At 40.3% G+C, this 16,208-nt stretch carries 14 protein-coding genes and 1 riboswitch; of the genes, 2 read left to right on the top strand and 12 right to left on the bottom strand.

Annotated elements, in window-relative coordinates:
• Positions 1 to 2: 2 nt before the first annotated feature.
• From MUF05_03500 to MUF05_03525, 6 genes are all read right to left on the bottom strand, one after another.
• On the bottom strand, positions 3 to 1,718 hold the full coding sequence (locus MUF05_03500) for a DUF4900 domain-containing protein (GenBank protein ID MCU0666143.1): 1,716 nt from the start codon (positions 1,716 to 1,718) through the stop codon (positions 3 to 5).
• 17 nt (positions 1,719 to 1,735) lie between these two features.
• Entirely contained in the window at positions 1,736 to 2,338 is a 603-nt protein-coding gene (locus tag MUF05_03505) for a type II secretion system GspH family protein (GenBank protein MCU0666144.1), read from the bottom strand.
• Positions 2,339 to 2,351: 13 nt separating this feature from the next.
• Entirely contained in the window at positions 2,352 to 2,801 is a 450-nt protein-coding gene (locus MUF05_03510) for a prepilin-type N-terminal cleavage/methylation domain-containing protein (GenBank protein MCU0666145.1), read from the bottom strand.
• A gap of 9 nt (positions 2,802 to 2,810) precedes the next feature.
• A complete protein-coding gene (locus MUF05_03515; protein ID MCU0666146.1) occupies positions 2,811 to 3,233 on the bottom strand; it encodes a type II secretion system GspH family protein in 423 nt (140 codons plus the stop codon).
• Between the two features lie 76 nt (positions 3,234 to 3,309).
• Positions 3,310 to 3,771 (bottom strand): prepilin-type N-terminal cleavage/methylation domain-containing protein, encoded by a 462-nt coding sequence (locus MUF05_03520; protein ID MCU0666147.1) that lies wholly within the window; start codon positions 3,769 to 3,771, stop codon positions 3,310 to 3,312.
• Between the two features lie 338 nt (positions 3,772 to 4,109).
• Positions 4,110 to 4,192, bottom strand: a riboswitch (cyclic di-GMP riboswitch).
• Between the two features lie 71 nt (positions 4,193 to 4,263).
• Complete coding sequence (locus MUF05_03525) at positions 4,264 to 4,722, bottom strand: prepilin-type N-terminal cleavage/methylation domain-containing protein (protein ID MCU0666148.1); 459 nt, start codon at positions 4,720 to 4,722, stop codon at positions 4,264 to 4,266.
• A gap of 125 nt (positions 4,723 to 4,847) precedes the next feature.
• On the opposite strand from MUF05_03525, the gene MUF05_03530 reads away from it, so the two are divergent.
• Positions 4,848 to 7,175 carry a YfhO family protein gene (locus tag MUF05_03530; GenBank protein MCU0666149.1) on the top strand — a complete coding sequence of 776 codons (2,328 nt, stop codon included), beginning with the start codon at positions 4,848 to 4,850 and terminating at the stop codon, positions 7,173 to 7,175.
• Between the two features lie 905 nt (positions 7,176 to 8,080).
• A complete protein-coding gene (locus tag MUF05_03535; protein ID MCU0666150.1) occupies positions 8,081 to 8,929 on the top strand; it encodes a tetratricopeptide repeat protein in 849 nt (282 codons plus the stop codon).
• On the opposite strand, the gene MUF05_03540 is transcribed toward MUF05_03535, so the two are convergent.
• From MUF05_03540 to lptD, 6 genes are all read right to left on the bottom strand, one after another.
• Positions 8,919 to 9,857 (bottom strand): SDR family oxidoreductase, encoded by a 939-nt coding sequence (locus MUF05_03540; GenBank protein ID MCU0666151.1) that lies wholly within the window; start codon positions 9,855 to 9,857, stop codon positions 8,919 to 8,921. The genes MUF05_03535 and MUF05_03540 overlap by 11 nt on opposite strands.
• A 79-nt stretch (positions 9,858 to 9,936) precedes the next feature.
• Positions 9,937 to 10,140 carry a four helix bundle protein gene (locus MUF05_03545; GenBank protein MCU0666152.1) on the bottom strand — a complete coding sequence of 68 codons (204 nt, stop codon included), beginning with the start codon at positions 10,138 to 10,140 and terminating at the stop codon, positions 9,937 to 9,939.
• A gap of 25 nt (positions 10,141 to 10,165) precedes the next feature.
• A complete protein-coding gene (locus tag MUF05_03550) occupies positions 10,166 to 11,179 on the bottom strand; it encodes an SDR family oxidoreductase (protein ID MCU0666153.1) in 1,014 nt (337 codons plus the stop codon).
• Positions 11,180 to 11,392: 213 nt separating this feature from the next.
• Entirely contained in the window at positions 11,393 to 12,694 is a 1,302-nt protein-coding gene (locus MUF05_03555; GenBank protein ID MCU0666154.1) for a nucleotide sugar dehydrogenase, read from the bottom strand.
• The gene (locus MUF05_03560; GenBank protein MCU0666155.1) at positions 12,687 to 13,991 is read right to left on the bottom strand and encodes a UDP-glucose/GDP-mannose dehydrogenase family protein; all 1,305 of its coding nucleotides are present in this window, start codon (positions 13,989 to 13,991) and stop codon (positions 12,687 to 12,689) included. The genes MUF05_03555 and MUF05_03560 overlap by 8 nt, the downstream gene beginning before the upstream one ends.
• 20 nt (positions 13,992 to 14,011) lie before the next feature.
• Entirely contained in the window at positions 14,012 to 16,207 is a 2,196-nt protein-coding gene (gene lptD / locus MUF05_03565) for an LPS assembly protein LptD (protein MCU0666156.1), read from the bottom strand.
• Position 16,208: the final 1 nt, after the last annotated feature.

Here is a 16,208-nt window from a genome sequence, read left to right on the forward strand (position 1 = left end):
TTTTAAATCCCCATGTCGTGCCATGTTAACCGGCTATCCAATTTCCCATCATCAAAAACCGCGAAATTGGTCATATACGGAAAATAGGGCGGGGTTGTGCCGTTCAACATGCGCGCGTCATAGATAAAATTCCTGCCATAGCCAGTCAACTGGCCTGAACCCTGGCTAAAGGTGCCGAATGCCCCATAGAAATCCGTAATTGTGCCGCCTAATAAGGTAACATTGCCGCGGGGAGAGCCCTTATTATAATCATCAACCGTAAATATCCCATTATGCGCCATGACTACCCCGTGCATCACTAAATTATTAGGCGCAGTCTTGGCGATAATCACATCCCCTCCCCAGGAAAGTATCCCTAAAACATTGTTATACCCGGTAGCATTTAAAGTAGGAGTAGTATTATAATTCTGGTAAGTAATATTATTGGTAATGTTGATGTCACGCTCGCTTGAAACAGTAACCTTGGTATTGCCCTCTACTACCCCGGCAAGGCTGGCGATATCATCATTCACATAGATGAGCACGCCCTCATGGCTTACCCCATCGGGTATTCCGGTATAAACTTTAGTATTACTGCCGTCAACAACGGTTGTGGTATTGGCCGTATAATTCAAAGTAATTACCTTAGTGGTGCCGGAACGGGTAATAGTATAAACCGGGCCGGCCGCTCCAACCGACATAACAATTGTAGGATTGTCATTGCTTTGCCCCTGGTTGCCCCGCACATAAATTCCTCCGGTAACCGCTGTGCCGTTATTGGGGACAAATATCCCGTTAGTATTATCAGGCATTCCGCCTAAGGCTTGAGTCTTAAGTTGGGTTTGAGTAATTGAAGGCGATAGATTAATTATCCCGAATCCCCGCGTAAATCCTGCATTAAAAATAGGCTTATCCCGCATGACATCCACGCCGGCAACCATAACCGAATTATAATCCGCGTCTTTTGATACGGGGTTTCCCAGATTATAAAACTGCGCCTTAGTCTGGTGTTGGGTAACTAATTCCGAGAAGGTAGCGCTGGGATCATTGGCAAAACTAAAACGGTCATTAGTAGAAACAGGCCCGTTGAAATTTGTATCCGCGGTAAACCAGACAGTTGTGCCTGAAGGAGTAGAGTGATGCGAAGTAAAAAGCGCGAATTTAGCGAAGTTATCGCGGCGGATGGTTATCTTAAATTCTCCTTCCGAAAGCATAACCTGCCTGGTAACTGACGGATTAGTATTTGTAATATTGCCTTGCGAAATAACAGAATATTTATAAGGAAATTCAAATATATCCAGAGTAGCGTTAATAGTAGGCGCGCCATTAGCCTGGACTGAAATAACCGCGGAATAATTTCCTTGAATAATGCCGTCCAAAGAAGAATTCGCGATAGTTAAAGTCGCAACCCCGGAATTCACCGAGAAAGGCGTCCCGGCATTAGGATAGGCGAAAGCGGATAAAACCCCTAAAGGGTTTGTGGCATAAGCGCTAAAGGTTGACGAAGTAGTAACTTTTGCTATGCGGGAGTTTATATCAATTCGGATGCGCCGGCGCAATTCGCTTACGGCATGATTTGCTCCAGCCTCGGCAAGGCTTAACGCCTGAATAGTATATAAATTCCTGTCCGCGGAGCGTTTCTCAGTAAAAACACCGCTAAAATAAGCTCCTACGACAATAAGAAGCACCGCCATAACCATCAAAGAAACAGCTAAAACCATTCCTCTATTGTTATTCATCAGCCACCCCTCACTTTCTAAAACTCTCCCGCTGGAGGTTCAGATACGCTTACACTTGAATCAAGATTAGAATTGCGATTGCGTAAAGTAACTTCGGAATCTAAAGAAAAATCATTCTGGTTATGAGTAGTTACGCTTAACTTTACCACAGGACAAGTTACATCAACCGTAGTACAAGTATATGAAGTGCAATTTGCGCAGCCGCCGTTAAAACTTATGCTGGAAACGCCATTAGCCACGATTACCGCAGGGTTACTGCCTTCCTTTTTTAACAACCTGGTAGTATCCGTGGGGTCAAGCTTAAAAGTAATTTTATTCAACTGGGTTATTGCGCCTGAACCATTAAAAACAGGGGCGTAAAAATCAATCCTTTGGTTAGAATCGCTAATTACAGCAGAATAAGTAACGCCCCCTATCAGCCATTGAGCGTTAGCTTGGCGTAAAATACGGCCAACCTCATTGGTGAGTTTGCGCGCTTGAGCTTGAGAAGTTAAATTCCCCTGCTGGCGTTTCCAACTATTATTGGAATTCGTCAACAACGCAAGAACCGCAGTAAATAAAACCAGAAATACCGCTAAAGAAATCACTAACTCAACCAAAGTAAAACTCTTCTTGTTCATTTCTCTCCTTGTGCTACCTGGACACAAAAGTAATTATCTCAACCGGAGAATCTAAAAACCCGTTGCCATTAGTATCTTCGCTGGACTGCCACTGTCCGTCAAGATTAGTATCTTCTCCAATGATTCTTCCGCCCTTTGAAACAAAAGATACGGTAATTCTTACTTCTTTTAAATCCGCGTATTCTGTGGCAACAACCTCTACGGCTCCACGCGCGGTACCAGCTGGAAAACCCGCAACACTAAAACCATCCGTGTCAGTAACAACATTATTAAAATCCATATTCTTTAAGCTTTCCAACTGGGCTTGAGCAGCGTTACTTGCCAAAGTGATCTGCCGGATTAAATCCCCCAAAGTCATAAAATTGACATAAAGTAAAAGCATGCCGCTTAAAACAAAGGCCAGCAAAAATCCGCTTAGCATAGTCTCAATTAAAGTAAATCCATTTTTATTCTTCAAGCGCATACGCCCTCTTTATTTCCCAGCCTTAAAACAATTTTCCTGACTAAAAACTCCTGCCGTAGTAACTGCGTATTTTTTTCTACCGGTAAAATTACAGCGTGCCGGAGCACTAACACAACTATAGCCTGTAGGATCTGTGCGCGGGCATTCCAACAGATACCCCCTAAGCGCGCCCTGCGCCGAATAATCTTTATCTAAATATGGCGGTTGTGCCTTTAAAAGCATATCCAAAGACTCTGGATAGGCGCCTAAATGGTCTTTGGCATAATTCTCCAGCGCCGCGGACACTAATTTTAAAGATGATAAAGCCTCTGATTCATTCTGAGTCAGCATCGACTCCAAAAACTGCCCGATAAAAATACGCAAGAAAAGAGCAATTACTGCCACAACTATCATTATTGCCACTAAACTTTGCGCTTTCTTATTATCCACCATTATACCTTTCTTAGAAATAAGGCGAAGACACTTTATGTATCTTCGCCTATTTCGTATTACCTGAACAAACTAATTGCTATTGCCCTACCTGTGCAGCAGCGGTGGAACATACATCTCCAGTCGTAGCCACAGCACCAGCAGTAGAACCTCTCATAATCCCGGTGTGATCAATACAGAAATACCTGTTACCAGTTGTACCCGGAGTACTCGGATCAGCAGTCGCAGTAAAAGTATTGATAGCATCCGTTCCTGCTGTAACAGCATACACATATCCGTTCTTAGTTGTGCCGACAAAACCAGTAATAAAAGCTGGGTTTGCCCCTGTCAAAGCAGCAAGGTTTGGCGGATATACAGGAGAAACCTGTGCTGTACGATAGGTCTCTGCGGCTGTCGCCACTGCCCTTAAACCAGCAATAGCGTTTGATTCATTAGCAGTTAACCTAGTTCTTAACAAACCCGGTATAGCGATTGTTGCCAATAAGGCTATGATAGCGACAACAATCATGATTTCCACAAGCGTAAAACCTTTTCTGTTCATGTGAAATCCCCCTTCCTAAGGTATAATTAACAACCTTTTTGTTTCGCGCTCTTTGGAAGGTAATCCCCTCTTTCCGGTTACTATTCTTTACTATAATGATTTCTCTTATTGTAACCTTAAGAGCCAATTACCCTTAGCGCCCGTTGTCCACCTTAAAATAATTATCTCACCCCCTTTCTTTTTGTCAAGTAAAAAATATGAAGCCCTTCCTATTCAAATCTTATGGCGGAATCCCGACCCCTAACATTCACCTAATTCGGCTAGGGCGTCGGGATAAATAAAAACGCCCTAAACACTTGATTTTAGGGCGCAAAATTATTTAAATATTTAAGCACTTTTTTGGCAACGCAGCCCTCCGACTGTGGACATCGGAGCTGTCGCTTTGCGCCCTAACATTACTGTTAGTTTGCCCTTTTCAATAAGGATGCTAAACCTCTTATTTAAAATATAGCACAAAAAAAGGCCATTTTCAAAGAAATCTTTTAATGTTCCTTACTGGCCTAATTGCTTAGCAGTATTTGTGCAAGTTGTCCCAGCTGTAAAAACGCTAGCGGTAGCGCCTCTCATAATTCCGGTATGATCAATACAAAAATACCTGATGCCGGTTATCCCATAGGCATCCGGTCTAGCAGTAGCGCTAAATGTATTTACCGGATCACTCCCACAAGCAACATCAAAAACATAACCGGATTTAGTAGCGCTTGTAAAACCGGTAACAAAGGGAGGAACGCTTCCTATTAAATCAGTCAATGCCGCAGGATATGAAGGAGAAACCTGCGCTGCTCTGTAGGATTCCGCACCCGTAGCGATTGATCTTAAACCAGAAATAGCCTTAGATTCATTAGCCATAAGCCTGGTCCTTAATAAAGAAGGTATGGAAATCGTAGCTAATAAGGCAATGATAGCAACCACAACCATAATCTCTACTAAGGTAAAACCGCGAAATCTCACTATCCCTCCTTTTTAATATGTAGTTATTATTACATTTATAAATAAACCTGTCAAGAGCGTCTACTTTATACGCAATAATCTGAAATAGGTTTACATATTTATCGCGATATGCTAAACTAACCGGAATGAAAAACCGAGCAACTCTCTTTTATCTGCTAAGTATTTTCATAATTACAATTGCACCTTTTGCCGTTATTCTCTCTGGGAAACCTGATTTTGTTATTGGCATAGCTAATCATGATGTAGCTGAATTAGAGATCCCCTTACGCAGCCTGCAATTTAGCTACCTCTTAAAAGGCATTATCACGCAATGGAACCCCTATTTATTTTCTGGCATCCCAGCTGCTGTAGACTGCGCCTTCTACCCACTTAATATAGTACATCTTTTTTTAAATATCCCCACAGCCATAAACCTGTTAATAATGGCCCATTTATTTCTTGGGGCCTTATTTATGTTTTTCTTCCTTAAGAAAATCACAAAGGAAGACTTCTCTGCTTTTATTGGGGCGCTTATTTTCTCACTTTCCTCTATTTTCATTACCCGCATCTTTGCTGGCCACTTATCAGTACTTATCAATTTAGCATGGTTACCCTGTTTATTTTTATTAACCGAGAAATCAATCACAAATAGAAAAGCTATTTATTATTTACTGTTGACATTGGTATGGGCAATAAGTATTATTGGAGGACATATACAATTTAGCTTTATAACCGCTTTTGGAATTTTTATCTACACAATCAACCTGCTTATTAAAGAAAAAACGTCCGGAAAACTTAATGCGCTCTTAAGAGTATTTCTCATACCACTTGCGTTTGGAATAGGAATTGCTGCTTTTAAAATATTTCTTCTTAAAGAGCAATCAACTGACTCCCTGCGAATAGATAACAACTTGTGGAATTTTTCTTTCAGTATGCCTCCAGAGAATATCGCCGGCCTGTTTTCTCCGGGGTTCTTTGGCTGGCCCCAAGAAATATACTGGGGCAAATGGAATCCATGGGAAAGCTCTATATATATAGGTATGCTTCCTCTTTTTCTTACTTTCTTTGCCTTTGCTAATAAAGATAGGCATGCCCGAATTATGGGTATTATCTCTATTGTATCCCTGATATTAGCCATGGGGCCGTATTTGCCTTTTTACTCCAAGATATTTAAATACCTTTTAGGTGTAAACATATTCCGCTCACAAGGAAGATTCCTTTGTTTAACCGCGTTCTCATTATCCACTTTAGCATCCATTGGATGTAAAAAACTTCTTGAGACACCTGAAGATTCGGTACACAAAGTAAAAACTAAGCTTTATATTATCTTTATCGCCATGGTTGCGATTATTTCTTTTTTCCTTGTCATAAGTTTAAAATACACATCATGGCATGAGATGTGGAGAATATTAAATACTTACGAGAAACTCTCCAGCGCCTTTAGCGATAACATCCACTGCTTTTTCAATTTTATCTGGGGCAGAGACATTTTTCAGGAAAGTCTAACCCGAAGCGTTATATTAAGTATACTATCGTTGAGTGCGATAATTCTTCTCTTACGCAAAAGCGTACCAAGATACTTTACAAAAACCCTTTTTAGTATTCTTATTCTTGTTGATCTGTTAGCTTTTTCCTCTAAATATTACAAAGTTTTCTCTTACCGAGATTTACGCGCTCCACAAGAAGCGTTTAATTTCTTAAAGAAGAATACCGGACAGAACCGGATATTAGTTCTAGACGGAATAAATCTTAATTCCGGCATGCTTAGCAATATACCCAGCATGGGGGGATATTACACTCTTCTTCCCAAGCACTATAACCGCTTTATTAATTTTACTCAAAATCAGGATTTAGATTCACCTCTTGCTCTAGACAATATCCAAAAGTTTCCACCTCTTTTTGCTCTTGTCAACCTTAAATACATCATAAGCTCTAAACCGGATTTAAAAGGATTGACTAAAACTTACTCATCGGGTCCGTTAAACATATTTGAGACAAATTATAAACTACCTAAGGCATTTATCGCGCATAAAGCAATTGTCAAAGATACTACAGAAGAGATCTTAAACGCGCTTAATACTACCGGGTTTAATTTTAGAGAAACGGTGATCATAGAAAAAACTATTCCCGAAATGAATACGCTAAAGGAAAGCCTCTCCCCTGAAACGCTTCCAGAAATTGTTTCTTACGATGCGGATAAAATCATTATAAAGGCAAGCCTCCATGAACCGGGAATTCTTGTTTTATGCGACAACTATAACCCAAACTGGCAAGCTCAAGTAAACGGTATTCCCGCTAAAGTATTCCCAGTAGATTACATTTTGCGCGCGGTTTTCCTCCCAAAAGGAGAACATACGGTCATTTTTACATATAAACCATTGTCTTTTAGAATCGGAATATCTATTTCTGCTCTATTCTTAATAATCTGGATTATTACCTTAGCAAGGATTATTTTATGCGAAAAAAAGCATTAATATTTATTATTATACTCTGCGCTGTTTTACCATATCTAAACACTTTAAATGCCAACTTTGTCTGGGATGACGAAGTACAACTTGTGCAAAACCCATACATGCAATCTTTTAAATACTTAAAAGATTTCTTTACGCATGATTTTTGGCACGTAGGCATTAACAAACTAGACACCGCTTACTACCGGCCGCTTTTTGCCGCCAATCTTATGAGTCAATACGTTCTCTGGGGCAAAAATCCCTTTGGGTACCACCTAATCAACATCCTTTTACATTGCCTAATAACCTTGTTAATTTTCAAAATCTTACTTTTGTTAACATCCGACGAAATAATATCTTTTACCGCAAGCCTTATTTTTGCTGTCCATCCAATTCACACAGAATCTGTTTCTTTTATAGCTGCAATTGTGGACCTGCAGACTTTTATTTTCATGCTTCTTACTTTCCTCTGTTATATTCTATACCAAAGAAACAGCCGTAAAATATTACTTGTGACTGGAGCTGTTTCTTTTGTTGCCGGGCTATTAACCAAAGAAATGGCTGTGATAACACCGTTTCTTATTCTCATAAAGGATGTTTTTATCCCGAAAGAAAACAACAAAAAACAAAACATTGTAGCGTATTTTATCTTCTTCTTGATACTCGCAGCATATTTAATGTTTCGCGTTCATCTTTTTGGCATAAAACCAAACGATGGGAATCTAGTGTCTTCAAATTTTATCCCCGGGAATACCCCCTATTGGAGATTTCTTACTGTACCTGCGATTATCGCCCGTTACATAGGGCTTCTTTTTATCCCATACAACATGACTGCAGATTATTTATTTAAAGCCAATAACTCTATTTGGAATATCTATGTTATCTCGGGAATGCTTATTATTTTACTTTGCATATTCGTAATTATTTTTTTGCGTAAGAAACAGGCGCTGTTATCATTTGCCATCGCATGGTTTGCATTAACCATCCTGCCGGTAAGTAATATTTTCCCCCAGGGAAATATCTTTGCAGAGCGTTTCCTCTATATCCCATCACTTGGATTTTGCATCCTAATGGCAGTTGTTTTCTCTTATTTTCCAAAGAGGCCTCTGGTAACCTGTTTGTTTTACTGCTGGATAATAAGTATGGGCCGCTTAACATGGGAAAGAAATATCGTTTGGAAAAATGATTTAAATTTGTGGATAGATACTGTTTCCAAAGTACCCAATAGCCCCAGGGCACATCTAAATCTTGCCGAACAATATTTTCTATATGGAAAAACAAATGAAGCAATATTAGAATTGGATACTGCAATAAAGATTTTACCTAATTATAAACAAGCCTATAACGGCTTAGGCCTTGTATTGTATAAGACAGGCGATATAAATGCAGCTATTGCTGCCTACCAAAAAGCCATAGCTATTGATCCTAAATATAACGAAGCCTACAACAATATGGCGGCGGCATTAATCGAAAATAAACAATACAAAGAAGCTATAAACGCCCTAGAAATTGCCATAAACTATAATCCCTATTTAACTTTTGCTTATTACAATCTGGGACAAGCATATGACAAATTAGGAATACCGGATAAGGCAATTGCTGCTTACGAAAAGTTTATTGCAATAAAGCCTGAATACGCAGTAATATATGCGGATATGGGCAGGCTTTATTACCAAGAAGGCAATACTAAAAAAGCTAAAGAATGCTGCCTTAAAGCGCTTGAGCTTGCTCCGGGACACATGCCAGCGCAAGAAATAATAGATAAAATCAGGGATTAGACTGAAACCAGTGGATGGTTGTTTCCAAGCCTTCTTGGAGTTTGATTTTTGGCTGCCAACCAAGCAGGCGCCTGGCGCGGGAGATATCGGGTTTTCTTTGTTTGGGGTCATCTTGGGGAAGCGGCTTATAGATAATCTTGCTTTTAGAATTGGTAATCTTAAGGACCAAATCCGCCAATTCCATAATAGTAAACTCTCCGGGATTGCCTAAATTAACCGGGTCATGGAACTTTTTCCCCATTAGGCGGACAATCCCATCCACCAAATCCGAAACATAACAGAAACTGCGGGTTTGCGCGCCCTTTCCATACACAGTCAAAGGTTTATTATTCAACGCCTGATAAATAAAATTCGGGACCACCCTGCCATCATTAATTCTCATAAATTCGCCGTAGGTATTGAAAATACGAATTATCCTTGTATCTACTTTGTGCGTTCTGTGGTAAGCCATAGTCATTGCTTCGGCAAAACGTTTTGCCTCATCATAGCATCCGCGGATGCCCACGCTATTTACATTTCCCCAGTAACTTTCCGGTTGAGGATGGACTAATGGATCCCCGTAAACTTCAGAAGTAGATGCCAATAAGAATCCGGCTTTGTTTTTCATCGCCACGCCTAAAGCATTATGCGTGCCTAAAGCTCCGGCCTTTAAGGTCTGTATGGGGTGTTTTAGATAATCATCGGGAGATGCGCAAGAAGCAAAATGCAGGACAAAATCCACCTTTTCCTTTATAGATATGTACTTACTAACATCATGTTTTACAAAACAAAAATGTTTATTTTTGATAATCCCCTCTATATTATCCAAGGAACCGGTAATTAAATTATCCATACAAATAACCTGCCAACCGTCTTTAAGCAAACGGTCGCATAAATGCGAGCCGATAAACCCCGCTCCGCCAGTAACAAGAACTTTAGAATAACGCATTTTCAGCTATCAGCTTTCAGCTATCAGCTTTCAGCAAAGCTTTAATCTCTTTATGAAACCATAAAGCATTGCCGAAAGCTCATCGCATTGTGAACTTCTCATAAGAAGAACGTAAAGCAATATTAAGAAACCTTTTAAACTCTAAATCAGAACCTGAACCACTGCCTTCAGCTATATTAAGCGCTATTGACACGGCCGCTCTTCTAACTTGAGAAGTCAAACCATAACATTCTGATTGCGGGAATTTACTGGTTTTTAAATACACCCGTTCAATAAAATCCATTGCCTTAGACCATACTTGTAGCTTTTTAAACTTTTGTATTTCCATTTTTATTATTGTCTTTGTTTTTAGCTGACGGCTGAAGGCTGACGGCTGATAGCTGAAAATATTCTACCGTTATTTTTAACCCCTCCGTGAAATTGACTTGCGGCTTAAAACCCAGTAACTTCTTGCTCAATGTCAAATCTGCTTTAGTGCGAAAAACATCGCCTTGGCGTTTGGGCAAAAATACAGGTTTTATCTTTTTGCCAAGTATTTTATTAAGAATACTGGCTAACTCTAAAACAGAATAATCCCTGCCCCCTGCCACATTAAAAACTCCGGATTTAACTTTCCCCTTTAAGGCGCAACTTGCGGCCAATAAATTAGCTTGGACCGCATTGGCCACAAAAGTAAAATCCCGCGATTGCCTGCCGGTGCCATAAATTGGCATAGCGTTATCACGCAAAAGACAGTCAATGAATTTTGGCACTACTACCGCGTATTCATCATCAAGCGACTGCCGGGGCCCAAAAACATTAAAATAGCGTAAAGATACCGCCGGCACCCCATAATGCAAACTAAAAATCTTGCAATAATATTCCCCTGCAAGCTTACTTAATGCATAAGGCGAAATAGGCCCGGGGAAAAAAGATTCCTTCTCTGGAAACTTGCTGACATCGCCATACACAGAGCTTGAAGAGGCAAAAACAAACGCTTTCACGTTGTTTTCCCGTGAAGCCTCTAACATATTAAGAATCCCGCCTATATTTACCTTATTATACACATCAGGATTCTTCATGGACTTAGGCACGCTTCTCAAAGCCGCCTGATGAAAAACCACATCTACCCCTGAAACAGCCTTGCGGCAGGTATCTCTATCGCAAATATCGCCTTTTATTATCTTAACTTTACCGGATACCCCGGACAAATTATCAAGCTTGCCGCTTGAGAAATTATCCAAAACCCGCACTTGGCAATTATTTTTTACAAGCGCATCAACAATGTGCGAGCCGATAAACCCGGCGCCACCAGTAACCAGTACTTTCTTATTAAAAAACATTTAGAAAATATCCTTTTATTATCAAATAACCAAACACCAAATCTCAAACACCAAACAAATCCCAATAATCAATTACCAATTTACCAAACAAGTTTGGTTTTTGGTGTTTGGTTTTTGGTTATTATTTGGTTATTTAACATTTGGTTATTGGTTATTTCCTACTTTTACCTTGTAATTTTTACTTTTGCCTTTTTACTTTTGACTTTTTACTTTCTATAGCCTCTCTACCTTATCACTCTTCACGCCCTTATACACATTTCGCGCGTCAAAAATAAAACGGCTGTTTTCCAGCAAGAATTTATAATCAACATTGGAATGATCAGTGCCAATGATAACGCAATCAAAACTAGATAAATTACTCTTGGTTAATTCTATAGACTTAAGGTCAATATTATTGACTTTTAAATACGGGATCAGGGGATCATAATAAGAAACTTTGGCTTTATGTTTCTTAAGGCTATCTATAATATCCAAGGACGGAGACTTACGCAGGTCCTTTATATCTTTTTTATAAGTAACGCCTACAACTAAAATATTCGCCTTCCCAATATTAACACCTTTAACCTTTAAACTATGCCCCGCGCGGCTAACCACATAATCAGGCATATTAGAGGTTACATCCGACGCTAATTTAATGAACCGCGAGCTAAAACCGTGGTGCTTAGCTTTCCAATACAAATATAACGGATCCTTCCCAATACAATGTCCGCCCACCCCCGGCCCCGGATAAAAAGGCATAAATCCAAAAGGCTTGGTGGACGCCGCCTCCACAATCTCCCAGATATCCATCTTCATCTTATGCGCCATCATGGCGATTTCATCAATTAAGCCGATATTGATCAGGCGAAAAGTATTTTCTAAAAGCTTTACGGTCTCTGCCACGCGCGCGGAAGAAACCGGAACAACCTGCTCAATAATATTGGAGTAAACAAGCTGGCCCATTTTAGTTGCGGTATCGCTTAAGCCGCCTATGACCTTAGGGATCTTGGGAAGCGGGTATTTAATGTTACCCGGGTCTATTCTTTCAGGAGAAAAACAAAGGAAGAAATCCCTATCATGCACAAGAGCCTGCTTATTAAAAATAGGCAAAATCACCTCTTGCGTTGTCCCGGGATAAGTGGTACTTTCCAGAATAACTAAAGCCCCCTTCTTAATATTCTTTGAAATCTGGCCAACCGCGCTTTTGATATAAGAAATATCCGGGGTATATTTATTTTTTAAGGGCGTTGGGACACAGATAAGTATTACATCCGCATCCTTAACTGCGGAGAAATTATCATAACCATGAAAACGCCCGGTGCCTATGACGCTTTTTAATTCCTCTGTGGTAACATCCGTAATATAGGACCTTTTTTCTTTGATCCCGGCTAAGCGGTCCTTATCAAGCTCAACGCCAGAAACAAAAAATCCATTCTTGGCAAATTCAATTGCCAAAGGAAGCCCCACATAACCAAGCCCCACCACCGCGATTTTCGCTTCTTTTAAACTTAATCTCTTGGAAAATGAATCAAACATGCTTTCCTCTTCCTATGCCTATATATGAAAACCCATTCTGCTTGATTATCTGGGGATCATAGATATTGCGCCCATCCACAATAAGCGGCCTTTTCATTATTTTTCTTATTCTCTTGAAATCAAGCTCTTTAAATTCCGGCCATTCAGTAGCTAAGATCAGGCAGTCGCTTGCCTTGGCTACAGAATAAATATCATCAACAAAAACCACGCCTTTTAATTGTTTACTCAAATGTTTTCTTCCCACGCACGGATCATATACTTTGATCTTGGCCCCTTCCAAAAGAAGCATCTTAATAATATCTACTGCCGGAGAATTACGGATGTCATCAGTATTCGGTTTAAATGATAAGCCTAAAACCCCGATATTTTTATCTTTGACAATCCATAGTTTCTGCTTTATTTTATCCAAAAAGAAATCTTTTTGAGTTATATTGATATTCTTTACCTCTCTTAAAAGAGCAAAATCATATCCCAGCTTTTCCGATATCCTTAAAAAAGCGTCAAGGTCCTTAGGAAAACATGACCCACCGTAGCCGATACCGGCGTTAAGAAATGCCTGGCCGATTCTTTTATCAAGGCCCATGCCTAAAGCAACTTCAGTAACATCTGCGCCTACTTTATCGCAGATACGCGAAATAGCATTAATAAAAGAAATCTTGGCAGCTAAAAATGAATTGGAAGCGTGCTTTATCAATTCCGCGGACTTTATATCCGTAACTACGATCGGGGCGTTTAACGGCTTATAAAGGCCAGATAAAATGTTTTCCGCTTTCTTTGATTCTACGCCGATAACGATCCTATCCGGATGCATAAAATCATGGATCGCCTGCCCCTCTTTTAGAAACTCCGGGTTAGAAGCTACGTCAAATTTTATCTTTTTGCGAACATAAGTTTGAATAGTGTGTTTTACCCACTGCCCAGTTTCCACAGGGACAGTTGACTTTTCAACTACTAATTTATAACCATCCATATTGCGCGCGATATTTCTGGCCACATCTTCAATGCCGGTTAGGTCCGCTTCGCCATTTTCTAAAGAAGGCGTGCCTACCGCAAGAAATATAACTTCGGAGCGCCTAACCGCGTCTTTTATGTTAGAGGTAAATACTAAACGTTTTTTACGCGCATTGGCCAAAATAAGCTCTTCTAACCCCGGCTCATAAATAGGAATCTTGCCCTTTTTAAGCAAAGCTATCTTATGCGCGTTATTATCCGCGCAAATCACACAATTGCCTAATTCCGCGAAACACGCTCCGGTAACTAACCCTACATAGCCTGAACCAATAATTGTTATATTCATACCTTGCCTTCTCTAGCGAATTAATTGTTTAATGACTGGGAACCTGTTTTGGGCTGGTGATAACTCTGGTCAAGATTAAACTGCATTTCCGGAAAAGCCTTAAGCCTAAAAGCAATCCAGATACTTTGGCCGTTGCCTTTTGTTGTATTATAAATAAGCTCTGTCTCCCAGCAATGTAAATCCCTGATAATAGAATACTCCTGCTCCCGCAATCCTCTGCCGGTGGCGGCGGTATTGCTGAATTCAAAACGCTCATAAACACTGAATTTCCATTTAGGAGTAAGCCTCCATTGCGTGCTAAAAGTTAAATCCTTGCTGTCTTTTCTATGGTACCTCTGGCCGATTCCAATGCTTCGCTCCGGGGCAAAATTAAAACTTAAATCTGTGTTTATATCGGTAAGCTTATGCTGGTCCCGTGCCAGGGTGGTTTCATTGCTTAATGAAACCCAAGAATAAGGCAAGAGATCCAGATCAAATAGAAAATCGCCCAATGTCCCGCCTTCTTTATTGCTAGAAGACCTGAAAGTATAGGTATTTCTTACCCGCAAATCGGCTATATCCACGCTTTTGCCGGCGCGCTTGGTCTGCAGCTTATTAGACAGCTCCAAAGAAGCGCTGTTGTTCAACTTCAGGGCGTCTATTTCATCTATCTGCTTAAGGCGGCTTTGGCTAACAGTAGGCTTAAAATTAAAATTATAAGAAACTGTGGGAGAAATAATATGCCTTAAACCGTTGATATCTAATTTCAAAAAATTAGTCTTAACGTTAAAAAGCCGGTAGAATTTAGTGCTCATATCTGTTCCGGTATAAAATATAGAGCGCGGAGAAACCGAAGAGCCATTAACATCCTTATCATAATAGGTAATCCGCTCGCCCACAAAAGGGGCAAGCTTAAAAATGGAAAATCTAAAAGGAACGGATATCTGGTTGTAGGTATCAAATCTGGCCATATCCAAATAAGCGAAACCGCCTGTTACGCTAGCATCAGGGACTTTTTTGTTATAGTTAGCAAGGGAACTTAAGTTTTCAAAATATACAGGGCTATCCGCGAATATGGGAGTATTCACTTTAGTGTATTTTAACTCCGGCAGCTTTTCCAAATCTGAATACCAGCCGTTTATTCTTTTTTGCACTAATAAATCCAGTGAAGAATTATCCATCACATGGCGCAGGGAAAAATAAGTAGACGGCTGCGCGTCTTTTTCATATTCACGGTAAAAATAGTCTTTCAGAAAATCATACTTATCGCCGTATAATTTACGCTTCGTATCTTTTTCTTTGAAATACTGCGCGAACATACTTGTGCGGTCAGTGATATCCCACTTATGCCGGTAACGTATAAGGTAACGCTCGAATTCATGGGAAGAATTAGAATCTGCTGCGGATATGCTATTTGAATTATCGCGTTCATGCGTATAGTAAACTTTAAAATCGCCCTTGCCAAAATCCAAAGAATCAAAATTAACCAGGTACCCCGGGGCAACCCCCAGTTTCTGGCGGTAATCCAAAAGAAGATTTCCCGTAACATTAGCAGTTAAGTCATGCCGCCACGCGGTCAACAAATAAGCTCCCCAATTTTTCCTGATCCCCGGCGAGACCTGCACATGCATAAGCGGGTCCTTTAAACTCTGGGTTAAACTGGGCAGATATAAAATCGGTATTTGCGCCTTTTGCCCGAAAAAAAACAGATTATCCTTGGTCTCAACCCGTTCACCTACAAGAAAATCCATTTTCTTTGCCGCGATACGGTAATGCGGATGGTCAAAATTACAGGTAGTCAGATACGTGCGCAAAGCGCGCATCTGGACACTGCTTAAGCGGTTGATCTTCTGGCTCCTGCCAAAATAAGGATTGGCGCGAAAATCAGCATCATAGATAACCCCGATGCCGCTATCAAGATTATAAGTCATCTTTTGCGCTTCTATGACACCTTGCGCGTCTTCTAAGCGCACTTTACCCTCGGCAACAGCATCACGGGTTTGAGTATCCACGCTTATTTTCTGGCAAAACAGCTTTGTCCCTTTATAAACAATCCTAACATTGCCAACGGCCAAAACATTTCTATTGTCAGTAGAATATTCTACGGTATCGGCGTTGATATTAACTCCGGAAGGCTTCAAGGGCAGGATGTCTTCTTGCGCGAAAGAAAAACCAATAAAAGCAGTTATAAAATATAAGTTTATAAAGAAAGCGCGAAATAGATATTTTTTATTCACG

This window comes from Candidatus Omnitrophota bacterium, assembly GCA_025453395.1.
Lineage (GTDB): Bacteria > Omnitrophota > Gorgyraeia > Gygaellales > Profunditerraquicolaceae > JAlOQK01.

Bases quoted from the DNA above. Each gene is read 5' to 3' on its own strand.
- MUF05_03505 (MCU0666144.1), bottom strand. From the start codon at position 2,338: ATGAACAAGAAGAGTTTTACTTTGGTTGAGTTAGTGATTTCTTTAGCG.
- MUF05_03510 (MCU0666145.1), bottom strand. From the start codon at position 2,801: ATGCGCTTGAAGAATAAAAATGGATTTACTTTAATTGAGACTATGCTA.
- MUF05_03560 (MCU0666155.1), bottom strand. From the start codon at position 13,991: ATGAATATAACAATTATTGGTTCAGGCTATGTAGGGTTAGTTACCGGA.
- MUF05_03550 (MCU0666153.1), bottom strand. From the start codon at position 11,179: ATGTTTTTTAATAAGAAAGTACTGGTTACTGGTGGCGCCGGGTTTATC.
- MUF05_03500 (MCU0666143.1), bottom strand. From the start codon at position 1,718: ATGAATAACAATAGAGGAATGGTTTTAGCTGTTTCTTTGATGGTTATG.
- MUF05_03555 (MCU0666154.1), bottom strand. From the start codon at position 12,694: ATGTTTGATTCATTTTCCAAGAGATTAAGTTTAAAAGAAGCGAAAATC.
- MUF05_03520 (MCU0666147.1), bottom strand. From the start codon at position 3,771: ATGAACAGAAAAGGTTTTACGCTTGTGGAAATCATGATTGTTGTCGCT.
- MUF05_03545 (MCU0666152.1), bottom strand. From the start codon at position 10,140: ATGGATTTTATTGAACGGGTGTATTTAAAAACCAGTAAATTCCCGCAA.
- MUF05_03530 (MCU0666149.1), top strand. From the start codon at position 4,848: ATGAAAAACCGAGCAACTCTCTTTTATCTGCTAAGTATTTTCATAATT.
- MUF05_03540 (MCU0666151.1), bottom strand. From the start codon at position 9,857: ATGCGTTATTCTAAAGTTCTTGTTACTGGCGGAGCGGGGTTTATCGGC.
- MUF05_03515 (MCU0666146.1), bottom strand. From the start codon at position 3,233: ATGGTGGATAATAAGAAAGCGCAAAGTTTAGTGGCAATAATGATAGTT.